Origin of the sequence: Microcystis viridis FACHB-1342, from assembly GCF_014698335.1 — a bacterium.
In the GTDB taxonomy this organism is placed as follows: domain Bacteria; phylum Cyanobacteriota; class Cyanobacteriia; order Cyanobacteriales; family Microcystaceae; genus Microcystis; species Microcystis ichthyoblabe_A.
On the sequence record NZ_JACJSV010000012.1, the window covers coordinates 24091 to 45415 of the forward strand.

The 21325-nt window shown below is 42.4% G+C and carries 20 protein-coding genes and 2 pseudogenes; 12 read left to right on the top strand and 10 right to left on the bottom strand.

The features are described from left to right. Positions 1 to 13 precede the first annotated feature (13 nt). From H6G40_RS06300 to H6G40_RS06320, 5 genes are all read left to right on the top strand, one after another. Positions 14 to 166 (top strand): hypothetical protein, encoded by a 153-nt coding sequence (locus H6G40_RS06300; RefSeq protein ID WP_170863890.1) that lies wholly within the window; start codon positions 14 to 16, stop codon positions 164 to 166. A gap of 158 nt (positions 167 to 324) precedes the next feature. Next, positions 325 to 864, top strand: coding sequence for a cytochrome b6-f complex iron-sulfur subunit (petC, locus tag H6G40_RS06305; protein ID WP_016515068.1), 540 nt, complete (start codon positions 325 to 327; stop codon positions 862 to 864). Positions 865 to 907: 43 nt separating this feature from the next. Continuing rightward, positions 908 to 1894, top strand: coding sequence for a cytochrome f (gene petA / locus H6G40_RS06310; RefSeq protein ID WP_069473904.1), 987 nt, complete (start codon positions 908 to 910; stop codon positions 1892 to 1894). A 133-nt stretch (positions 1895 to 2027) separates the two neighbouring features. Next, positions 2028 to 3089 (top strand): mannose-1-phosphate guanylyltransferase, encoded by a 1062-nt coding sequence (locus H6G40_RS06315; RefSeq protein ID WP_069473903.1) that lies wholly within the window; start codon positions 2028 to 2030, stop codon positions 3087 to 3089. Positions 3090 to 3397: 308 nt separating this feature from the next. After that, on the top strand, positions 3398 to 5047 hold the full coding sequence (locus tag H6G40_RS06320) for an ABC1 kinase family protein (RefSeq protein WP_069473902.1): 1650 nt from the start codon (positions 3398 to 3400) through the stop codon (positions 5045 to 5047). Positions 5048 to 5059: 12 nt separating this feature from the next. Here H6G40_RS06320 and H6G40_RS06325 read toward each other — a convergent pair whose 3' ends face one another. Then, positions 5060 to 5467 (bottom strand): hypothetical protein, encoded by a 408-nt coding sequence (locus H6G40_RS06325; protein ID WP_002781465.1) that lies wholly within the window; start codon positions 5465 to 5467, stop codon positions 5060 to 5062. 180 nt (positions 5468 to 5647) lie between these two features. On the opposite strand from H6G40_RS06325, the gene argJ reads away from it, so the two are divergent. The 4 genes and pseudogenes from argJ (at position 5648) to H6G40_RS06345 (ending at position 9220) form a co-directional block, all read left to right on the top strand. Then, positions 5648 to 6889 (top strand): bifunctional ornithine acetyltransferase/N-acetylglutamate synthase, encoded by a 1242-nt coding sequence (gene argJ / locus H6G40_RS06330; protein ID WP_069473901.1) that lies wholly within the window; start codon positions 5648 to 5650, stop codon positions 6887 to 6889. Between the two features lie 266 nt (positions 6890 to 7155). Continuing rightward, the gene (locus H6G40_RS06335; protein ID WP_190537428.1) at positions 7156 to 8430 is read left to right on the top strand and encodes a pentapeptide repeat-containing protein; all 1275 of its coding nucleotides are present in this window, start codon (positions 7156 to 7158) and stop codon (positions 8428 to 8430) included. A gap of 212 nt (positions 8431 to 8642) precedes the next feature. Beyond that, positions 8643 to 8786, top strand: a pseudogene (locus H6G40_RS06340) (IS630 family transposase); the annotation flags it as partial. Positions 8787 to 9025: 239 nt separating this feature from the next. After that, entirely contained in the window at positions 9026 to 9220 is a 195-nt protein-coding gene (locus H6G40_RS06345) for a hypothetical protein (protein WP_002737105.1), read from the top strand. A gap of 26 nt (positions 9221 to 9246) precedes the next feature. Here the strand turns inward: H6G40_RS06345 and H6G40_RS06350 are convergent, their stop codons facing one another. Then, positions 9247 to 9663 (bottom strand): DUF1816 domain-containing protein, encoded by a 417-nt coding sequence (locus H6G40_RS06350; RefSeq protein ID WP_002737782.1) that lies wholly within the window; start codon positions 9661 to 9663, stop codon positions 9247 to 9249. A gap of 363 nt (positions 9664 to 10026) precedes the next feature. Here H6G40_RS06350 and H6G40_RS06355 point away from each other — a divergent pair, with 363 nt between their 5' ends. Further along, positions 10027 to 11139 (top strand): sensor histidine kinase, encoded by a 1113-nt coding sequence (locus H6G40_RS06355; protein WP_002736308.1) that lies wholly within the window; start codon positions 10027 to 10029, stop codon positions 11137 to 11139. Positions 11140 to 11579: 440 nt separating this feature from the next. On the opposite strand, the gene H6G40_RS06360 is transcribed toward H6G40_RS06355, so the two are convergent. Further along, positions 11580 to 12134 carry a hypothetical protein gene (locus H6G40_RS06360; RefSeq protein ID WP_069473957.1) on the bottom strand — a complete coding sequence of 185 codons (555 nt, stop codon included), beginning with the start codon at positions 12132 to 12134 and terminating at the stop codon, positions 11580 to 11582. Positions 12135 to 13051: 917 nt separating this feature from the next. Between H6G40_RS06360 and H6G40_RS06365 the strand changes: the two genes are divergently transcribed. Next, positions 13052 to 14803, top strand: coding sequence for a mechanosensitive ion channel family protein (locus H6G40_RS06365; protein ID WP_176721621.1), 1752 nt, complete (start codon positions 13052 to 13054; stop codon positions 14801 to 14803). A gap of 57 nt (positions 14804 to 14860) precedes the next feature. On the opposite strand, the pseudogene H6G40_RS06370 reads toward H6G40_RS06365, so the two are convergent. From H6G40_RS06370 to H6G40_RS06395, 6 genes and pseudogenes are all read right to left on the bottom strand, one after another. Beyond that, positions 14861 to 15077: pseudogene (locus H6G40_RS06370) on the bottom strand (transposase); the annotation flags it as partial. A gap of 236 nt (positions 15078 to 15313) precedes the next feature. Next, positions 15314 to 16354 carry a sulfate/molybdate ABC transporter ATP-binding protein gene (locus tag H6G40_RS06375; protein ID WP_069473958.1) on the bottom strand — a complete coding sequence of 347 codons (1041 nt, stop codon included), beginning with the start codon at positions 16352 to 16354 and terminating at the stop codon, positions 15314 to 15316. 19 nt (positions 16355 to 16373) lie between these two features. Then, a complete protein-coding gene (gene cysW / locus H6G40_RS06380; RefSeq protein WP_046661095.1) occupies positions 16374 to 17216 on the bottom strand; it encodes a sulfate ABC transporter permease subunit CysW in 843 nt (280 codons plus the stop codon). A 41-nt stretch (positions 17217 to 17257) separates the two neighbouring features. Beyond that, positions 17258 to 18100, bottom strand: coding sequence for a sulfate ABC transporter permease subunit CysT (cysT, locus tag H6G40_RS06385; RefSeq protein WP_004159580.1), 843 nt, complete (start codon positions 18098 to 18100; stop codon positions 17258 to 17260). Between the two features lie 124 nt (positions 18101 to 18224). Beyond that, positions 18225 to 18566: an NIL domain-containing protein gene (locus H6G40_RS06390; RefSeq protein ID WP_002802587.1), complete on the bottom strand. Its 342-nt coding sequence runs from the start codon at positions 18564 to 18566 to the stop codon at positions 18225 to 18227. 11 nt (positions 18567 to 18577) lie between these two features. Next, a complete protein-coding gene (locus H6G40_RS06395) occupies positions 18578 to 19621 on the bottom strand; it encodes a sulfate ABC transporter substrate-binding protein (protein WP_069473959.1) in 1044 nt (347 codons plus the stop codon). Positions 19622 to 19791: 170 nt separating this feature from the next. Here H6G40_RS06395 and H6G40_RS06400 point away from each other — a divergent pair, with 170 nt between their 5' ends. After that, positions 19792 to 20571, top strand: a complete 780-nt coding sequence (locus tag H6G40_RS06400) for a Crp/Fnr family transcriptional regulator (RefSeq protein WP_002794831.1) — start codon at positions 19792 to 19794, stop codon at positions 20569 to 20571. A 19-nt stretch (positions 20572 to 20590) separates the two neighbouring features. Here the strand turns inward: H6G40_RS06400 and rnc are convergent, their stop codons facing one another. Continuing rightward, positions 20591 to 21268, bottom strand: coding sequence for a ribonuclease III (rnc, locus tag H6G40_RS06405; protein WP_002736100.1), 678 nt, complete (start codon positions 21266 to 21268; stop codon positions 20591 to 20593). Between the last annotated feature and the right edge of the window lie 57 nt (positions 21269 to 21325).

Sequence of the window (21325 nt, forward strand, 5' to 3'; positions counted from 1 at the left end):
TGACTAGGTTGTTATGGTCATTTCTTTGATGACCGTTAATGGCGATCGCATTTGGGGCAGCTTTGCCGTTCCCATTCTCCCAACTCCCACAAAGCAGCAATCTTCAATCTCTTACCACAGTTCCGACATTGAGACAATTGGGGAAGTGAGGGCAAAGATTAACTGATGGCTGTGGCAATTGTCCGTGACTCAATATCTGTAATAATCTAATAAAGCCCTTGTAAACCTTCTTTAAGCTCTGGGTTTTCGTCTTGATCGAGATGCACAAAATCGCCCTTAGATGAGAATTAGTTTACAAAAATTTACATTTGGAGATAAGGAGCAATGAGTCAAGTTTCCGGTACAGATGTTCCCGATTTGGGTCGTCGTCAATTTATGAACCTGTTGACCTTTGGTACAATTACCGGAGTAGCAGCGGGGGCTTTGTATCCGATTGTTAAGTATTTTATTCCCCCCTCGGCCGGTGGTACGGGTGGCGGTGTCACCGCAAAAGATGCCCTAGGCAATGATGTGATTGTCAGTCAATTTCTGACCACCCATAACGCTGGCGATCGCACCTTAGCCCAAGGCTTAAAAGGCGACCCCACCTATTTAGTCGTCCAAGAGGACAAAACCCTGGCCAACTACGGAATTAACGCCGTCTGTACCCACTTAGGTTGTGTGGTGCCTTGGAATGCCAGCGAAGAAAAATTCATGTGTCCTTGCCACGGTTCCCAGTACAATGCCGAAGGAAAAGTAGTTCGCGGTCCAGCGCCTCTATCCTTAGCCCTCGCCCATGCCAACGTCACCGATAATGATAAAGTCGTCTTCTCCACTTGGACGGAAACCGACTTCCGCACCGGCGAAGAACCCTGGTGGTCCTAGATTATTCAATGTGACGAGATTTGGAATTATTCGACCTATAGAGATGAGAACATTCAACTTTTTAAGCTTCCCGCAAGTCCACAGACAGGCCCTAGTGAAAGCTGTCCTCGTGGCGATCGCTACCGTTTCCCTACTCCTAACCAGCGATGTCATTAACCCCCAATCTGCCCAAGCATATCCTTTTTGGGCGCAACAAACCGCCCCGGAAACCCCCAGAGAAGCAACAGGTCGGATTGTCTGCGCGAACTGCCATTTAGCCCAAAAACCCGCCGAAATTGAAATCCCCCACTCGGTATTACCCGATAGCGTCTTTGAAGCAGTAGTAAAAATCCCCTACGATCCCGCCAGTCAACAGGTGTTAGGAGACGGATCCAAGGGGGGTTTAAACGTCGGTGCAGTCTTAATGCTACCGGATGGTTTTAAAATCGCGCCCCCCGATCGCATTCCCGAAGAAATGCAGGAAAAACTCGGTGGAGTCTATTTCCAATCCTACAAAGAAGGTCAAGATAACGTGGTTATCGTCGGCCCCTTACCCGGTGATCAATACAAAGAAATCGTTTTCCCCGTCCTGGCCCCCGATCCTAGCCAAAATAAAGGTATTCACTTCGGTAAATATGCTGTGCATTTAGGGGCCAATCGTGGTCGCGGTCAAGTGTACCCCACCGGTGAACCCAGCAATAATAACGCTTTCAAAGCTTCTACCGCAGGTACAATTAGCCAGATCAGCAAAACCGAAGCCGGTGGTTATGAAGTCACCATCACTTCCCAAGCTGGCCCCGTGGTGGAAAATATTCCCGCAGGTCCTGAGTTAATCGTCTCGGAAGGTCAAGTGATCGAAGTGGGACAATTTTTAACCAGTAACCCCAATGTTGGCGGTTTTGGTCAAAAAGAGACGGAAGTTGTCCTACAAAATCCCGGCCGGATCAAAGGATTAGTTTTATTCCTCGGTGGCATTATGTTATGCCAAATCCTCTTAGTTATTAAGAAAAAACAAGTGGAAACAGTACAAGCGGCCGAAATGAATTTCTAATCGCAATATTTCGGTTATTTTTGCTAGAAAGCGGGTTATTTGCCCGCTTTTTAGCTTTGAGTCAGGAAAATGCTCACCGCTCGCTGCCGTCTGATACAATCGGTTCAGCTTAACCGATAAGTGTCAATTTTTTATGAATCAGTCGCTTGTTCCAGTCATTCTCGCCGGGGGTAAAGGGGAACGTTTTTGGCCTCTCAGTCGTCTAGCGCGTCCGAAACAGTTTCTCTGTCTTGATGGTAGTGGTCGCAGTCTTTTACAAGCAACGGCCGATCGTCTATTATCTTTAGGGGCAGGTTGGGAAAATCTCTGGGTAATTACCGCTAGTGCGATCGCTGATGGTGTCCGCGAACAACTGCCCGATTTACCGGAGAGTAACCTATTAGTGGAACCGGTGGGCAAGGATACGGCCCCGGCTGTGACTTGGGCTACTTTAGAAGTGATAAAACGTTATGGTAAAGAAGTGGCGATCGGTTTTTTTCCTGCCGATCATTATATTGGTAATCAAGAGGCTTATATTAACACTTTAAAAGCGGCCGTAGAAGTGGCCGTCAGCCAAAAAGCGATCGTTACTTTAGGAATTAAACCCGATTATCCCTCCACCGGTTACGGTTATATCGAACAGGGAGAAAATCAAGGCGAATTTAATGGTTTACCCGTCTATAAAGTGAGTCGTTTTACGGAAAAACCCGATCGCACCACGGCTGAAAAATTCCTAGAAACGGGACTTTTTAGCTGGAATAGCGGAATGTTTATCTTTCAGGGACAAGTGGTTTTAGAGGAGCTAAAAACCCACGCTAATAATATTTTACAACCTCTGAGCGATCGGGGCATCGCTGCCTATGAGGATTTAGAGAAAAAAAGTATCGATTATGCTTTGATGGAAAAAACCCAACTCGCTTACGTTTTACCCGCTAATTTCGGTTGGGATGATCTGGGAGATTGGAATGCTCTGGAAAGATTACTGGAAGCAAAGGGCAAAAATATTGAACTGGCCAATCATGTCGGTTTGGATACGGAGGGGGCTATTATCTATGCTAGTGATGAGGAAGAAGTGATCGTTACTATTGGTTTAAAAGATCTGGTAATTGTTCGCGACGGTAAAGCGACTCTCGTTGTCCACAAAGATCGTACCCAAGATATTAAACAAGTTCTCAAGCACTTACAAACCGATCCCAAATTGGAGAAATTGTTATAGGATCGATATTAGTTACCAGCTTTTTCAGTAATCAGTGATCAGTAAACAGTAATCAGTGAAAAGACAGTAGGAAACCTCTATTTAAGTAAGTAGTTATAATTAAATTGAAGATAGATTTTGTCTCTGATCCCCCCTGCCCCCCTTGATAAGGGGGGTGTCCATCCCCCCTTAGTCCCCCCTTGATAAGGGGGGTATTTGATAATTTTTAACGCCTACCTACTTAATACTGCTCACTTAAAACTCAAATCTGATCACTGGTAACTTACCCACTGATAACTGATAACTGATCACTGATAACTGATAATACCGTGTTCTCACTCCCCCAAACCAGTCAAAGACAAAAAGAAATCCTTGAGATAGTTCTCGGCAACGGTTGGGACTATATGCGCGGGGTTTTAACCCTAGGAAAAACAGAAAATCCCCAGATTCCCACCCCAGAAGTTCTCAAAAAAATCCTTGTGGAATTGGGTCCTTTTTATGTCAAATTGGGACAGTTACTTAGTACCCGTCCCGATCTGCTACCCGCTAATTATATCGAGGCTTTAACTGCCCTACAAGCGCAAGTTCCTCCCGTTGCTTGGACAGATATAGAAATAGTCATCACCGAACAGTTAGCAAAACCGATCGAACAGGTATTTAAGTATATTAATACCCAACCGATCGCCGCAGGATCGATCGGGCAAATTCATCGGGCAACTTTATTATCTGGGGAGGAAGTAGCGATTAAAGTCTTGCGTCCGGGGATCGAAAAAATTGTCGCCCAAGATAGTGCCTTAATTAAGGGAATTGCTGATTTAGTTGCCCTCACAGAATTTGGTCAAAGTTATGACGTTGTTGACTTAGCAGAGGAGTTTATTAAAGCAGTTAATGCGGAATTAGATTTCACCCAAGAAGGTCATTATACTGACCAATTACGCTATAATTTAACCCAGAGTCGGTGGTCAGAACCCAAACAGTTAGTTATTCCTAAAATTTATTGGCACTTAACTAATTCCAAGCTATTAGTGTTAGAATGGTTAGAAGGAAAACAAATTTTAGAGGCTGATGTTTCTAGACCGCCAACTGAGCAAGCAATTTCCCAAAGAAAAAGTGAAATAACTAGAATTTTGTTTCGGTCATTTTTTCAACAAATTTATATTGATGGCTTCTTTCATGCCGATCCTCACCCGGGTAATATTTTCTATCTTGACGATGGTAGAGTGGCTTTAATTGACTGTGGTATGGTGGGCAGATTAGACCCGCAAACTCAACAAATTTTAACAGAATTGTTATTAGCAATTGTTGACTTAGATGCGAAAAGATGCAGTCAACTAACTATTAAACTGTCCGAGTCAGTAGTTCCGATTACTTTAGTACAATTAGAGGTGGATTATGAGCGGATGTTGCGAAAATATTATAACCTCAATTTAAATCAAATTAACTTTAGTGAGGTGGTTTATGAACTTTTGCAAATTGCCCGTCGCAATAGAATTAAACTTCCGGGTAATTTAGGTTTATTTGCCAAAAGTCTCGCTAATCTAGAAGGAACTGCCCGAAAATTTAATCCTGATATTAATATCCTGGAAGAAGTTAAACCGCTATTAACTAATATTCTTGAACAACAGTTAATCGGTAGCACTCCCCTACAAACTGCCCTAAGAACAGTTTTAGACTTGAAATCTTTTTCCCTGAAATATCCCCGTCAAATTGAAGTTTTACTAGATGGTTTAACCTCGGAAACTTTAAATGTTAATCTGAAAATTCGCGACTTAGATAATCTCCGTCGCAGTTTAGATAATTCCGCCAATCGACTAGCTTTTAGTGTGATTATTGGTTCCTTAATTATCGGGGCCGCCATTGTCACAGCCAGCACCCAATCTCGGCAATTAACTATTATTAGTACCGTATTATTTGCTACAGCTAGTTTTATCGGTTTATGGTTAGTTGTCGGTATCCTGCGATCAGGAAGATTGCGCTAGAAATTCTCGCCATTAAATTAAGATTTGTTGTTGTAAAAATTTCGCCCACCGACTAGCCAATTCAACTTCAGTAAAGGGAATTTTTTCAGGCGATCGCTCCTTAAAAATAAATTCTAGAAAAGGGGAACCCTGCGGGGGAAGAGCATCTAAATCCACCACTTGATTATTAACTAGCAGACGGATTTCTTTGACCTCCTCTAGGGAAAAAGTTTGTAAATTGATCACTCCCTTACGAGTTGGTTTTCCCCAAGTGATAATTTTATCTTTTTGACCTAAGACAGAATATATATCATACTTAGCTCGCTCGAAGTTTTCCGCCCATTGTCGATAGATTTCCACTTTTTGGTATTCATTCCAACCACTCCAAGCCAACCAAATAAATAGAATTAATAAAGGTGTCCACAATAACCCGCGTTCCATAAACTATCTCTCCAAAATTCTGGCCAATTAATCGTATTTTAGGCTAATTTGCAGCCAGGAATTATCAGCCGTCGGCCTTTTTTCCCCACTTCCCAACCCGAAACGGTCAAACCCTTTGCTAATTTTTGGCTTTTTACTTGCTATAATCGAGTGTCGAATTTGAGTAGGAGACGGGAGAAAATGGCCGATTGGCAGGAAATAGAGGGGGGGATCACGGCCCCAAAAGGATTTAAATCCGCAGGGATGGCTGCGGGGCTAAAACCGTCCGGTTTGCCCGATTTAGCCCTAATTGTCTCGGAAACAGAAGCGATCGCCGCCGGAGTCTTTACCACCAGTCAAGTGCGGGCCGCTTGCGTCGATTATTGCCGTCAACGCCTACAAACTAAAGCCAGCGCCAGGGCGATTTTGTGTAATGCCGGCCAAGCAAACGCCGCCACGGGGGAAGCTGGATGGCAAGACGCTCTCGATAGTGCCGCCGCCTTGAGCCAAGTTTTAGGGATTCCCGCCGATGCAATTTTGCTGGCTTCTACGGGAGTGATCGGGCAACGGATTCGCATGGATGCGTTAACCGCCGCTTTACCGACCTTAGCAGGTTTATTGTCGGAAAATGGCGGCGAAAGCACGGCCCAGGCGATTATGACCACGGATCTAGTCCCCAAATCGATCGCCTTGCAAACCACCATCGATGGTCGTCCGGTCACAATTGGGGGAATTGCCAAGGGATCGGGGATGATTCACCCGAATATGGCGACGATGCTCTCCTTTATTACCTGTGATGCCGCAGTATCGACGGTTCTCTGGCAAAATATGTTAAGTCGGGCGGCTAATAAAAGTTTTAATCAGATTACGGTGGATGGGGACACCAGTACCAATGACAGTCTGATCGCCTTGGCTAATGGTCAATCGCGCACCACGGCGATCACAGAAATGGGCCGGGATGCCCAAAAGTTAGAGGCCATGTTAACGGAAGTTTGTCAATACCTGGCCAAAGCGATCGCCCGGGATGGGGAAGGAGCCACCTGTTTAATAGAAGTGCGGGTTTCGGGGGCGGCCGATGATCAGTCCGCTCGTCAGATTGCTCGCACCATTGCCGGTTCTTCCTTAGTAAAATCGGCGGTTTTCGGTCGGGATCCCAACTGGGGACGAATTGCGGCGGCCGCGGGCCGGGCCGGGGTTGTCTTCCATCAAGAAGACCTACAAATCAAGTTAGGCGACTTCGTGATGATGGAAAATGGTCAACCTCTGGCGTTCGATCGAGCTAGTGCCAGTAATTACCTGAAAGCGGCAGCAAGCGGGGATTATTTACGAGAAGATACCGTTTTAATGTCTATCTGTATCGGTAACGGTTCGGGAACAGGTACGGCCTGGGGTTGCGATCTTAGTTACGATTACGTCAAAATTAACGCCGAGTACACCACTTAAAGCGATCGATTCTCTAAACAGGCTCTCTTGTCCTTGCTGGATTGTATCCCAACAGCTTGATCAAAGGTTGACGTTAGGCTCTAGTCTATACCGACAATCTCGATGATCGATCCTGTTGATTACACAGCATCCGAGAGAGCCGATTACCCGATTAACAGATAAACTTTAATGGTTGGATTTTACTGAATTTCAACCAACCTCGAAAACAGTTTTGTTAGTCCCTCAGTCCCTTGGCAAAATCCATCTATTGGCGGGGAAAACGCTGCATGGTTCCGAGAAAATCACCACGAATTCCTTTAGAATTGCACCAGATCAAGGCTCACGAGTTTTATCAAAAACGGCTGGCATCGGGTAAAGAAGGCAATGAGATAGATGACTGGCAGCAAGCGAAAGAATATTTGAGCCAACATCCCAGAGCGATTTTTGCTTGGAATCTAAAGATGCCCTATCGCGGGGGAAAAAGGCTAATTAAAAGATTGTTGCTATCGCTCCAGTCTCTTGTCAGAGTTGCTTGGAAACTGCTAATCTTTCCCTTCTGGCTATTTCAGCAAATACCGGGGCTTTTTGCCCGTGAAGACAAAGACAGCCGCACCTTTGCCATTGATGTGGTCAAAACGATTATTTCTGCCCTGGGATTAATTGCTACCCTTTTCGCAGGAATCGGGCTTTTTGTCAATTATCTCAATTCTCAAGCGGAAAGGCAACTGACTCAGGAACGTCTTATTACCGAGCGCTTCTCGAAAGCTGTCGAGCAAATCGGTAATCCTAAAGAGGAGGTGGTAATTGGCGGCATTTATTCCCTAGAGCGAATTGCCAAAGATTCTCCCAAGGATCAATGGAGAATTATGGAAGTGCTGACTTCCTACATTCGTAAAAATTCCCCCATTCCCTCGAATATTCAACAACTGGAGCCAGAGGAAAGAGAGAAGGCCCTAGAAAAGCTCCCTTCCGTGAGTATTCCAGTTCAGGCCGCTTTAACGGTAATCGGCCGGCGTAAAGTTGAGAATGACCAAGCTGGGGATAATTTGGCTGAAACAACTGACCCTAATAAAATTAAAATTCTTGATTTAAGTCGGACAAATTTGAGGGGAGCCAAGCTCAACGGAGCCGACCTCAAGGGAGCCAACCTCGACGGAGCCAACCTCAACGGAGCCAAACTCTGGGTAGCCTACCTCAACGGAGCCAACCTCAACGGAGCCAACCTCAACGGAGCCAAACTCTGGGTAGCCTACCTCAACGGAGCCAACCTCCTCAACCGAGCCAACCTCAACCGAGGCATCCTCACCACAGGCTGGCTCATCGCCAACCTCGACGAAGCCAACCTCAACGGAGCCAACCTCAACGGAGCCGTGGGTCTTAATCCAGAACAAATTAAATCGGCCTGCTTTTGGGAAAGGGCAATATACACGGAAGCCAAGTGGGATGAAGATACAGAATTATGGGTGGCTGCTGACCGGGAAGCCAATCAACGAGAAATCGAGAAACTCAAAAGGGACAAAAACTCAGATCCGCCAAATCCGATCGATTGTAATACTAAATAGGGTTTGCGGCAAAAAGTAGGGGCGAAGCATTCGGATAGGAAATCTCCGGTTTCACCGATAGGTTATGCCCAAATGCTTCGCCCCTACAGGACGCGGGCCGATGAAAACGCAAGGTTTGGAAGCATGATTCTCTCAAAATCTTGCACCTGTTTGGCGAGAAAAGCCACAAAACCCTTACCTTATCTACATTTCACATTTATTCAGCCAACCCTAAATATTATGAAAACTTTTCTGACTTTTCTTCAGCTATTTATGAATGTCTGAATGATGCCCATCTGAAACATAAAAAAGAACTGAATTCCTTGCTTACTCTACCATTTCAGAAGTTGAATAAATCTCAGATTATGAACGTCTAAAGTATAGTTGGTCGTTAATTGCCATGTCTGCTATGATACAATTAGGGGGTGCTGCTTTAGCAAAGATTGATAGTGAACACTCATTATTATATTAATAAATATGAATAAATATGAAGTAATTTAAGTTTCCAAGAGAATGAACCCGATCTTTTTTACTATGGGGGTAAAACTGATTTTCAATTTCTCAGCTTGAAAGGTGAACCCAGATTAAGCTATCTGAACAATAAGAGGACAAGCCAATGTTTGAAGATTTTACCTATATTACCGATGAGGCTTTTTTAGAGAATTATTGGTGGGAAGAAAAAGTTATCTGTTCCCACTGCCAAGGCAAAGGAAGAATCTATCTAGAGACAGAGAATGAATCCGTCCCCTGTAAATTCTGTGAAGGTGAAGGCATTATTCAACGAAAACAAAAGGAGACTAACTATTCCTAAAAATCTGTATAATTAGATACCATATATTAAAAATCTTCTTGAGTTAAAACCTCGGGCTGACATTGTTTAATTTCGCTGTTAATCCCCACAGCAGATTCCGATTGTAGGTCTTCGATATAACCGGATTGATGGGATAAAGCTTCAGAAAAACTCTCAAACGGACCGAAATAATAGAGACATTTCGGCTGGGTGGTGGTGATCTCTATCCACCAGGGTTGAGGTGGTAAACTAGGCTTAATGGAGACAGTTTCTGGGTCAAGAGGCTTTATACTGAGAATCCTGGCACCTTGGCGCAGGAGGCGCTGTGTTTCTTGACTCATGCGGCTTTTAGGTACTCGCAGGACTGTCCGGGAGAAGCGTTGAGGCAAAGAGCCAGAAGAACCGGAAAAAACAACTTCATAGAGAAATATTTGATTCTCTCCCTGATTATTAGCCTCTAGCATACAGAAAAGATTCTCTTTTGGGGGTAAGGGTTAAAAAAAACAGACGCTACTTTGAGCAGATGACTCAAGCAAAATCATCTCCTAACAGAGTAGCGCATCTTGATACCATAGCATAGAGCGGCAAAAAGTTAGGTTTTGACCTATTCTCCCCTCACAGCATGGCTTAAGGGGAGATTCTTCCACAGGAAGAACCCGATAGAGTTCTTTATGATGCTGTAGCCGGATATATGGCTGTTATCTTAATGGTGAGGTACAAAGTTTTTGTTTTCGGGAGTCGGTCGTCGATGCCCAATCCTGTTATACTTCATCTTTATGATAAACAATGTTAATAATATTGACGATAAATAGAGTTTTTTACCAAATATGCAGCCACCAAAATTAAGCTTAGGAACCAGATTATTTTTATCCCATCTCCTCGTTATGGTGGTGGGATTGAGTAGCTTTATTATCATTGCTAAATTATCTTCTCCCCGAATGTTTGTTTTGCGTTTGGAACAGTTAGAAAGGCAGGGATTTTTTACCGTGCGCTCGGCAAGAACTTTCTTGGTTAGGGGTTTTGAGACGGCTTGGGATAGTAGTGCTATTTGGTCATTTATTGCGGGAGGAAGTGCAGCTGGTTATCTGAGTTTTTTGGTTTCTCAACGCATTATGAAACCGGTAAAACAAATCAAACAAATCACTAAAAATTTTGCGGAAGGGGATTTATCGGCGCGAGTTCCAGAAAGCGAAATCCCAGAATTAAATCAATTAGCCATCAGTTTTAATCAGATGGCGATTAGTTTAGCCGATGTGGAAAAACGTCGCCAGGAATTAATCGGTGATCTTACCCACGAATTACGCACCCCTTTAACTGTGGTACGGGGATATCTGGAGGAATTAGCCGATGGTGCGATCGAACCTAATCCAGAACTTTATCAGAAATTAGTGAAAGAAACCCGCCGGTTAGAACGTTTAACCCACGATCTACAGGAGCTATCGCAAGCGGAATCTGGTTATCTCTCGATTAAACTGCAACCTGTTAATTTATTAACTTTGTTAAATTCTCTTATCGAAAAATTTGCCGATCAATTATTAGAAGATGGACCGACTTTACAGTTAGATTGTCCCCCCAATTTACCATCTGTCATGGCCGATCCCGATCGCCTCGAACAAATTTTAGTTAATCTGCTCGGTAATGCCATTCGTTACACCGATCATGGTGCAATTACCCTGCAAGTGACAAGGGACAAAAATCACCTACAAATTGCCGTTATCGACACGGGAATCGGCATCGCAGCAGAGGATTTACCCTTTATTTTCGAGCGCTTTTGGCGGGCCGATCGTTCTCGTTCCCGTTATTCTGGGGGTAGTGGTATTGGTTTAGCGATTACCCGTCGTTTAGTGGAATTACACCAAAGTCAAATGGAGGTAGAAAGTGAATTAGGTAAAGGCAGCACTTTTCGTTTTTCCCTAGCAATATCTCCGAATTGGGAGTAGGGGTTTTTTTAGTGATCGGTAAACAGTAATCGGTAAGGGGAGACGGGAGAAGGGGGAGATGGAGCGGTAAGAGAGAGTTTGAGCATTTGTACTAAAATATCTAATAGACATCTCCAAAAATTATAACCCAATCACAGCTTGCTTTTAGCTTTTGTACTAACTGAGTAGTTCTAAGCTGAAATGTGTATCTATCGTTGCTAATTCAATTTCACTGAAAAAATATGAAACAATTAAAATCATTTTTATTTGCTTAGATTCCTTAACTAGAAAAACTTTTAGTCTTAAGATATAGTCATTTCAGATAATTCTGATACAGTCTAGACTGGTTGAACCCTTATGAACTCTGGCATTGATATTCTCAATCCTAATTGAAATGACTATAATCTTTAGATGGAGGTCTAATAGGCAGTTTCAATGCAGTACGGCTGATAACCAGATGACTATTCAGGAGAAGACAAGTGGCGAAAAATCTGGCTGGCGATGGCTGCACTCCGGCGAATTTGTTCAATTTCGGAAAGACTTTGCCAATCTTCGGTGTCTATAGTGGTTTTGCTCTGGCCATTACGCATAGTATAGGCGTAGGGACGGGCAAAAACCTGTAAATCTTCTGGAGACCATTGGGGAAAAAGCTCGCTAAGACAAACAACAAGGCGATCGAAGTTATCTAATTGACTATTAACTAGATTTTCAGCACTTTCTACTAGACGATTTAAATGTTCGGCTGGCAGTAAAGAGGCAAATTTATCAAAGATATTAGACCGGGATGAAACGGAAACTGTCGGGAATTTTTGGTGTAAACTGCTAAAGAATCTATGAGCTTGTGCCTCGATCGCCGTCGCTTCTAGTCCTTCACACAGAGAAAAAGGCGTTTCTGTCACGTCTAAGGGATCATGACTCTCAACAGCGGTTACATCCCAGGGATAGGTGACTTCTTCTTCGATCAGGATTGCCAGAAGTTCCGCGTTAATCTGTTCGGATAGGGATAAATGGCTCATAAACGATACTCCATATTTTGGCCTTTGTGGCGTCCAATGAGTAACTACATCTCGGTTTTGACAATTCCCGAAGCTACCAACAGACTTCTGGTGGAAGCCAGACGAGAGGTACTCTTGCCATAGTAGCAATAATTAACCCCTGCATATTATAGCGGTTTTCACAGAAGGAGTCCCGATTGAAACGCTGAAACGCCTATCTATCAAGGGATTTACTATACCTTATGAGACTGAAAACCGTTATATTATTGATTACTTTTTGACTTTTGCCAGGGGTTGATGAGAAAAGTGACATAAACTTGTCAACGCCTGAATTTGGTTATTGGCTAACTCTTCTAGGTTAATTGATCGTAGCTCCTGAGCAATTGTACTAGGATAGATAGAATTGCTACGGCGTTTTATTGACTGGTGTGACTAGATAATTTTGCTAACTTTCTGCTGACATTTGCTCCCCCATCTCCCCACTCCCCCATCTCCCTAATCTCCTATGGCTTTTAAACAGGATTTAGTATTAGTACAGTCGCCAGGAATTACCAGCAGCGATCACTTAATTTACCCACTGGATTTTTGTGAGAGAATAGTTAGGGATAATTCTGCTTTGATCTATGATCAAAAAAACCTCTAGAAAACCACGCTATACTCAAATTCGCTGGCTCTGTCAAATAATTGTCGCCCTGATTGTATTCATGTTGCCGGGGACAATTACTCTGCGACTGGTTTTAGGGCTCTTCTCGACTTTGTGTGATAATTTTTGCTTATGGAATCGTGAAATGCTTATCGGGTAACACTTTTAGGACTATTTTGTCGAAGAAACTATCAGTATAGACCTCGTTTCCACACAGAAACCAGAAGAGCCGTTTTAGCTTTTCTTAATGCCTAAACCTTACCCGACTACACCCAGAAAAATCTGACTTAATCCTATGAAATTTGTACCGTTTGTCGATATTAATCAAAGATATTCAATGCCAACTACAGCATCTAAAGCTAGAGGATGGATGAAAAAAATTGGGCATACTTTTGTAATATTTGTTGTAGTTTTACTACTGACTCTCACCTCTCCTCTTTTGGGAATAGCTCAAAATCCGACACAACCGGAAAATAAAATTGACGGCTTTCCAGTTATGTTAGATGGAAAAACTCTCTTTTTTATCCGGCGGGGAGTTTCTTCATTTTCGGCGGAGGAGAGAGCTAACGCTATTACCCAGAGAATTGAAAGAATTGCTCAAAATGATTCTATTCCTGTTGAGAACCTGACAATTAAGCAGATTCCTGATGATAACTCACTTTATTTAAGTGTAGATCAAGAAGTAATTCTAACGGTGACGGAGCGAGATGCAAAAGCCTATCGTTCAACGCCGGAGGTTTTAGCTCAACAAGCTTTACAAAAAATTCAGGTTGCTATCGCTCAATATCGCCAAGATCGAAAACCCGAACAACTACTTAAGAACATCATTTATACGGTTATAGCCAGCTTTGCCTTCCTGATTATTAGCTTTGCAGTTATCAAAATTTCAGGGAAGCTATTTCCCTTTATTAGACGTTTGATTGAATCCTTGACACCAGGCATTCAAATCGGGAATGTTGAGATCATATCTTCCTCTAATATAAGCTTTTTTTGGTTGCGAGTTCTTCGCATAATTCGCTTCTTTGTTCTGTTTTTATTATTATTTAATTATGCCACATTTGTACTTCGTTTATTTCCCTGGACAAGAGTTTTTGGTGAGAGTATTTTAGGCTATTTTTCTCAATCATTAGAACTGGTTTTGTCGTCCATTGGCAAATATCTTCCCAATGCCTTTGTTATTGCCATAATCATTTTTATAACCTACTACTTAATCGGGCTAATCAAGCCCTTTTTTACAGCAATAGAAAGAGGAAATCTGGTTATTCCTGGTTTTTATACTGATTGGGCTAAACCGACTTACAATATCCTATTAGTCATAATTATTGCCATAGCAGCAATAGTTGCTTTTCCCTATTTGCCCGGTTTTGATTCCCCTGCTTTCCGAGGTGTTTCTGTTTTTCTTGGTCTTCTTTTATCCCTTGGTTCTACTTCAGCGATCGCCAATGTTATTGGGGGAATTATTCTTATTTATACCCGGGCATTTCGCATCGGAGATCACATTCAAATAGGAGATGTAATTGGCGATCTAATTGAAAAAAACTTCCTAGTCATCCGCATTTGTACTCCCACTAATAAAATCATTACTATTCCTAACTCATCTTTATTAAGTAGTAATGTGATTAACTTTAGTATTTCCTCGCGGGAATTAAACAGAAATCTAATTATTCAGACAACGATTACCCTAGGGTACGATCTGCCCTGGCGAAAAGCCCACAAAACCTTAATTGAAGCTGCACTAGAGACCGAGCATATTCTCAAAGAACCCGCACCTTTTGTCCTGCAAACTAGCCTAGATAATTTTTACATCAGTTATCAATTGAACGCTTACACTAACCAACCCAATTTAATGGTAATCATTTATTCAGAACTCCATCAAAATATTCAAGATAAGTGTAATGAAGCTGGGATTGAGATTCTTTCTCCCAGTTACACCTCCCTACGAGATGGAAATACAACAACCATTCCCGAAAATTATTTACCTTCCGATTATGTTGCGCCTCCCTTTCGCGTTCAATCTTCAGACAATCAGGAAAACAACACATTATGATAGTAAATCCGTTTTTAAGCACTCACTGTTGGCGGATTATTAATATGATGAGCCAATTCAAGTCTGAATTGCATCACTGTCCGATTTACCTTCATAGAATAGCTGATTTGGGGTACGATAATTAAGACATTTTCGAGGACGATTGTTAATAGAGTTTACGGCTCTTTCTACCTGCTCTAGCTTAAGGATTTTCAAATTCGTTACCCTTGGCAAAAAATTGTCTCAATAGTCCCTTAATCTGCTCGTTTAATCCCCTCTCCCAAGAACGATAAGGATCTGATTTGTTGTTGTATTGATCGGACAGTACCTGATCAGCCTTTCTTTGTTAACTATTGAGGTTGATGCGTTTCATTTTTGAATTGGCTATTACTTAAAAATAATTGTCTTAGTCAAACATTATAGCAGTTATCTTAATGGTGAGACAGGAAGTTTTTTTGGGGAGTCGATCATCAATAGCAAATTAGGTTGTACTTTATCCTGATGAGAAAAGCTGTAACACAACTAAGGTTTTTAAATTGAATAATCGATAAATTTCTCAATTTTATTGTCAAAATCAGTGAGTAAGGTCGCTTTTCTCGGTTTTAAATGTACCGTTTGTTCTGGTTGTAACTGTAATTGCTTGTACTCCTCACGATTGAGATAAGCCACCACCATTTCCCCATCGGCTAACATTAATTCTACTTGTATTTCCCAGCCTAAATGAATAACTCTTTTTACCACTGCCCAACTATTCAACCCATCTTGTTCGGGAATGATTTTGAGGTCGTGGGGACGGATAAAGACGGTGGAATTATCCCCCTGATGATACCCTTTTCCTAATCCTGCTAGATTAGGTAAAATATTCACTTCCCCAATAAATTGCATCACAAAAGGTGTAGCGGGATGATCGTAAATTTCGGCGGGAGAACCCACCTGTTCAATTTTACCATGATTCATCACGACAATCGTATCGGCCACCTCCATTGCTTCCTCTTGATCGTGGGTAACAAAAACACTGGTAACGTGAACTTCTTCGTGTAAATTTCTCAGCCATACCCTTAATTCTTTTCTGACTTTTGCATCTAAAGCCCCAAAGGGTTCATCTAATAATAATACATTCGGTTGAATGGCTAAAGCGCGGGCTAAAGCTACTCTTTGCCGTTGTCCTCCCGATAATTGGGCGGGATAGCGATCACCTAATCCTTGTAATTGAATTAATTCTAATAGTTCCTCAACTTTTTTCTTAATTACCGGCGATTTTTGCTGGCGAATTTTTAGACCAAAAGCAATATTTTGGCGGACAGTTAAATGTTTAAATAGGGCATAATGTTGAAAAACAAAGCCGATATTTCTCCGTCTAGGGTCCAGATGGGTGGTATCTTGTCCGTTAATGATAATTGCGCCACTGTCGGGAGTTTCTAATCCCGCAATTGAACGTAATAAGGTGGATTTTCCCGATCCCGATGGTCCGAGGAGGGCGACTAATTTGCCTTCAGGAATGGTTAAACTGATATTATCTAAAGCTTGAAAATTGCCGAAACGTTTGGAAACTTGGTGGATGGTAATACTCATATTTTTAGGTCTTTTGTAGTTAAGTAGTATGAATTTTGTGGGCGGTTTTACGTTCGAGAATTTCTTTGATAATTAAAGTAACTCCCGCTAGTAAGGCGAGAATAGCCGCCGCACTAAAAGCGGCGGGAGTGAGATAATTTTTATAAGCCTGTTCTACGAAAATTGGCAGGGTGGCAGTTCTCCCTAAAATACTGCCAGAAACCACAGAAACTGCCCCAAATTCTCCCATCGCCCGGGCATTAGTTAACAGCACTCCGTACATCAATCCCCAACGAATATTGGGTAAAGTTACGCGCCAGAAAATCTGCCAATCATTTGCCCCTAAAGTGCGCCCCGCTTCCTCTTGTTCTAAGCCAATTTCTTCTAAGACTGGGATAACTTCCCTAGCGACAAAAGGCATAGTAACAAATATGGTTGCTAATACCATTCCGGGTAAAGCAAAGAGTATTTTTATACTGAAAAGTTCTAGAAAAGAACCTAACCAACCATTGCGCCCATAGAGCAGTACAATCATTAAACCCGCTACCACGGGAGAAACGGCAAAAGGCAAGTCAATTAAACTAATTAATAAAGTTTTGCCGCGAAATTGATTGCGAGCAATTACCCAGGCTGCACAAAGTCCAAAAATTGTGTTTAAAGGTACAGTAATTAGGGCAATAATTACTGTTAATCTTACCGCTTCGATAAAGTCAGAGGTTCCCGCCGCTTCTAAAAAAGCTTGGAATCCATTGCGAAAAGCATAGTAAAATACTGCTGCTGCTGGAATAAATAATAACAGTGCCAGATAGACAAGGGCGATGATAATTAGTAGGGGTTTGTAATCCCACTCTTTCGGTTTAGTTGATTTTTTTAGACTCAGCATTTTTGATCTGTCTCCAGTCATACTCCAATATTTTTTACTCTTTACTTAACTCTGTATTTTTGGCCCCATTGCTGCAGGAAATTAATTACTACTAACATGAACAAAGAAACCAGTAATAAAACCATGCCGATTACTGTCGCCCCTGTGTAATCATATTCCTCTAGTCTTTGGAAGATTAAAACTGGGGCAATTAAATCCTTAAAGGGAATATTAGATGAGATAATAACTACAGAACCATATTCGCCGATCGCTCTGGCAAAACCGAGGGCAACTCCTGTTAAAATAGCGGGTAGTATTGTGGGAAAAATCACTCGCCAAAAGATTTGCCAAGAGGAAGCACCGAGGGATAAAGCCGCTTCTTCTACCTCTTTTTCCATTTCCTGTAAAACTGGCTGTAGGGTGCGGACAATGAAGGGTAAAGCGATAAATAACATCGCCACAAAAACCCCTAAAATGGTAAAGGATATCTTAATACCAAAGGGGGCAAAAAATTGACCGAGCCAACCGTTATCACTGTAAACTGTGGCGAGGACTAAACCAGCAACAGAAGTGGGTAAAGCAAAGGGCAAATCTACACAAGCATCGACAATTTTTTTACCCGGGAATCGATACCGCACTAATACCCAAGCGATAATAGTGCCGAAAACTCCGTCAATTAATCCGGCAATTAAGGAAGTAAAAAAAGTGACTTGGTAAGCAGATAAAGAAATCGGTAAAGTGGCAATGCGCCAAAATTCGGCAAAACCAAGAGTTAGGGATTTAGCAAATAGTGCCGCTGCTGGTAAAACCAACAAAACCACTAGATAACTAATGGTAATTACCCAAGGAATAGAAACTTTTTTCAGGGGTTGACTGGGAGATAAAGATAATTGTGGGTTAGCCATTGTTAATTATTGCTAAGTAAGTAGTTCCAATTAAATAGAAGATAAATTTTGCCTTTGATCCCCCCTGCCCCCCTTGATAAGGGGGGTGGGGGTCTGCCTTGATAAGGGGGGTGCCGATTAGAGATTACCAATTGTCCGCTTCTTCAAGAACTTGTGCTGAATCATACCAAACTTCTACATCTAAATCTGCCAGATAGGAAAGGGCATTTTCTATCCCTTGGGAGTTGCCTTGTAGTTGTAGATCAAACCAGCCATCTTGATTATTATTGGCAGCTAACAAAGCGGAAAATATATTCACTTTTAGACCTGGAAAAGACCCTAAACGTGCTATAATTGGCTCGTTAATATATTGTTTAGGAACCCGAATTTTTATCCGTCGGGACGTGGGGCGATCAAGTCCCGATTGATCGAGATGTAAATCACTTTGGGGATGATTAATAGTCTGCCATTGAGGTTGATTATCCATGGTTTTTCTCCTTAAGATTTACCAGCTTTAGTCAGAATTTTATCGAACAAGGCTCCATCTTCAAAGAATTGTTTTTGTACCTTATCCCAACCGCCTAAATCCTGCACGGTAAAGAGATTTTTTATCTGAGGAAATTTACTCTCAAACTCTTTAACTATCGTCGGTTCAACGGGACGAAACCCCACCTTAGCAAATTCTCTTTGGGCTGCGGGAGTAAATAAAAACTGCACAAAAGCCTCGGCCACTTTTCTCGTACCTTTTTTATCCACATTGGCATCAACAACCGCCACGGGATTATCAATAGAAATATTATAATCAGTGGGAACAGTGTAGGACAACTTCTCGCCTTTTTGGTTAGCGAGAATCATCTCATTTTCGTAATTAATCAGCACATTTCCCTGGCCTTGTTTAAAAAATACATCACTAGATTCGCGAGCATCTCTAGGTAAAACTGGCGCATTTTTAAACACTTTTTCGACAAAAGTTTGCGCTGCTTGTTCACTGCCTCCCGCTTGCGTCACCGAACCCCAAAGAGCGAGAAAATTCCAGCGCGCTCCGCCAGAAGTCTTGGGATTAGCAGTAATAACTTTAATATTATCCTTGGCTAAATCTGACCATTGATTAATTTTAATATTGGCATCACGAGGAACAAAAGCCACTACAGATTTATGAACAATAGAGTCATTGGGTGCTTCTTTTTCCCAACCGGGTTGAATTAATCCCGCTTGCTCAATTTTCTTGGTATCCAAAGCTAAAGCCAACGCTACCACATCCGCTTCTAAACCATCGATAACGGCACGAGTTTGGGAACCGGAACCGCCATAACTCTGTTCAAAAGTGACTTTTTGCCCCGTTTTTTGTTGCCATTCCTCGACAAATTTGGGAATGATTTTTTCGTAGGCACTTTGGGTGACAGCATAGGAAACAAGTGTCACAGTCACGGGTTTTTGGCTGTCATTGCCGCTATTGGTGGGGGATGAGGTACAAGATGCCAGCATTCCTCCCGTCAGGACAGTTGCCATGAGTAGGGATAAACAAGACTGGGATGACTGCATCGGCGGCGCTCCTAAGCTTTACTCTGAGGTTGTATCTGTTTTCAGGTCTGCTTTAATCCTACAGCACAGGAAATAAAATTTCAATACATTTATAAAACAAATTGGGAATAAGGCGATAACAAGGGAAACTGTGAGAAGATAAAATCAGTGCTACATCTAGGTTTGAGACTATGGGCAAGAGCGTCAAGGCCAAAAAAACAACCCTCCTACAACAACTGATTAACCAGAGTTTTCTCTTTCGCGGACTAGAGGAAGCTTGGTTAAGTCAGTATCTCGATGCCGACAATCTCAAGTTAGAGACGCTATTTTCCAATCGTCCCGTCTATACGGCTTTTCTACCCGATGAATTTCTAGATGTTTTGTATGTGATTTTGAATGAGGGTGTAATCGTCGTCCGCAGCACCCCCCTCGACCGGATTATTGCCATTACCTACCCCGGTGGCTGTTTTGGTATGAGGAGTTTACCCTTTAGTTATGGTTTAGCCAGTCGCGCTTTTCCCTGTTTGGTGGAATCCTATAAAACTACCCACGTCCTGAAAATTCCCTTATCGGCGCTAGAAAAGATTTACAACGATAACGAAAGTTTTCGTCAACGGTACTGTTTTTTATTTGAATTACAGCAAAAATTCGAGTATCATTTGCTTAATTGCAGTAGCTATCCACCCCAAGCTGTAGCCACTTTACTGAGAGCTTTAATCTATCAAGAAAGAGAATTAGGCAGTCAACCAGATGCCGAAAATATCTATACTTTTGATTTATCCGTCGATGTGATTGCTCGCGCTTGTCAACTCAATCAACGCACCGTCGAACAGGTATTAAAAGGATTGCAAAACGTGGGATTAATTGCCTCAGAATCGACGGGGGATTTAATTCGGGTACTGGATGCCGAGGGTTTAAAAGAAGTTTACAGTGCCACCAGAGATAAAGTTAATTGGTGGCCCCTAAGATAAGTAGGTTTGGCCTTATTTATTATTGCCATTGACAGCGCTTTAAGGCATCTTCGGCAGCCGCTTTGGTGGCATCCTGTTTCCGTTTGCCTTTACCTGTACCATAGAGAAGGTTATTAACCCGCACTTCGGCAGTAAATTCCCTAGCGTGGGGGGGGCCAGTAACATCAATGATCGCATATTCTGGATTAGAGGCGAAATTGGCCAGCGCCCACTGTTGAAAGAGATTTTTGGCATCGATAAAAGATGGCGATTCCGATTGTTGAGAGACTAAATGAGAGGCAACAGGGATAAAAAGCCCGTGCAGATAGTTTTTAACCGCATTTAACCCCGAATCTAGATAATAAGCCCCAATTATCGCTTCAAAAGTGTCCGCTAATAGGGTAGGATTTGATCGCCCCCGATCTTTAATTGCTCCCTTGCCTAAACGCATTAACTCCCCCAGGCCGATTTCAATGCCTAATTGCGCTAATTGTTCTTCTTTGACCAAATTTGACCGCAAACGGGTTAATTCGGCCTCGTTCATGGCGGGATATTTTTGATACAATAGTTCGCCCACCAAAAAAGCCAAAATCGCATCGCCTAAAAATTCTAGGCGCTCGTTATTTTCCGTCAATTCCGACTGTTCATTGACATAGGAACGATGGGTTAAAGCTTGGGTGAGAAGGAGAGCATTTTGAAAAGGAGGCAAACAAGACATTACAGAAATGATCAAGTCAAGAGCATTTCTTATCTTAATCCGACCCCACCTCGAATA

Bases quoted from the DNA above. Each gene is read 5' to 3' on its own strand.
- petA (WP_069473904.1), top strand. From the start codon at position 908: ATGAGAACATTCAACTTTTTAAGCTTCCCGCAAGTCCACAGACAGGCC.
- H6G40_RS06400 (WP_002794831.1), top strand. From the start codon at position 19,792: ATGGGCAAGAGCGTCAAGGCCAAAAAAACAACCCTCCTACAACAACTG.
- cysW (WP_046661095.1), bottom strand. From the start codon at position 17,216: ATGCTGAGTCTAAAAAAATCAACTAAACCGAAAGAGTGGGATTACAAA.
- H6G40_RS06365 (WP_176721621.1), top strand. From the start codon at position 13,052: ATGAAATTTGTACCGTTTGTCGATATTAATCAAAGATATTCAATGCCA.
- H6G40_RS06375 (WP_069473958.1), bottom strand. From the start codon at position 16,354: ATGAGTATTACCATCCACCAAGTTTCCAAACGTTTCGGCAATTTTCAA.
- H6G40_RS06345 (WP_002737105.1), top strand. From the start codon at position 9,026: ATGTTTGAAGATTTTACCTATATTACCGATGAGGCTTTTTTAGAGAAT.
- H6G40_RS06350 (WP_002737782.1), bottom strand. From the start codon at position 9,663: ATGCTAGAGGCTAATAATCAGGGAGAGAATCAAATATTTCTCTATGAA.
- H6G40_RS06335 (WP_190537428.1), top strand. From the start codon at position 7,156: ATGGTTCCGAGAAAATCACCACGAATTCCTTTAGAATTGCACCAGATC.
- argJ (WP_069473901.1), top strand. From the start codon at position 5,648: ATGGCCGATTGGCAGGAAATAGAGGGGGGGATCACGGCCCCAAAAGGA.
- H6G40_RS06300 (WP_170863890.1), top strand. From the start codon at position 14: ATGGTCATTTCTTTGATGACCGTTAATGGCGATCGCATTTGGGGCAGC.
- petC (WP_016515068.1), top strand. From the start codon at position 325: ATGAGTCAAGTTTCCGGTACAGATGTTCCCGATTTGGGTCGTCGTCAA.
- H6G40_RS06395 (WP_069473959.1), bottom strand. From the start codon at position 19,621: ATGCAGTCATCCCAGTCTTGTTTATCCCTACTCATGGCAACTGTCCTG.
- cysT (WP_004159580.1), bottom strand. From the start codon at position 18,100: ATGGCTAACCCACAATTATCTTTATCTCCCAGTCAACCCCTGAAAAAA.
- rnc (WP_002736100.1), bottom strand. From the start codon at position 21,268: ATGTCTTGTTTGCCTCCTTTTCAAAATGCTCTCCTTCTCACCCAAGCT.
- H6G40_RS06325 (WP_002781465.1), bottom strand. From the start codon at position 5,467: ATGGAACGCGGGTTATTGTGGACACCTTTATTAATTCTATTTATTTGG.
- H6G40_RS06355 (WP_002736308.1), top strand. From the start codon at position 10,027: ATGCAGCCACCAAAATTAAGCTTAGGAACCAGATTATTTTTATCCCAT.
- H6G40_RS06360 (WP_069473957.1), bottom strand. From the start codon at position 12,134: ATGAGCCATTTATCCCTATCCGAACAGATTAACGCGGAACTTCTGGCA.
- H6G40_RS06390 (WP_002802587.1), bottom strand. From the start codon at position 18,566: ATGGATAATCAACCTCAATGGCAGACTATTAATCATCCCCAAAGTGAT.
- H6G40_RS06315 (WP_069473903.1), top strand. From the start codon at position 2,028: ATGAATCAGTCGCTTGTTCCAGTCATTCTCGCCGGGGGTAAAGGGGAA.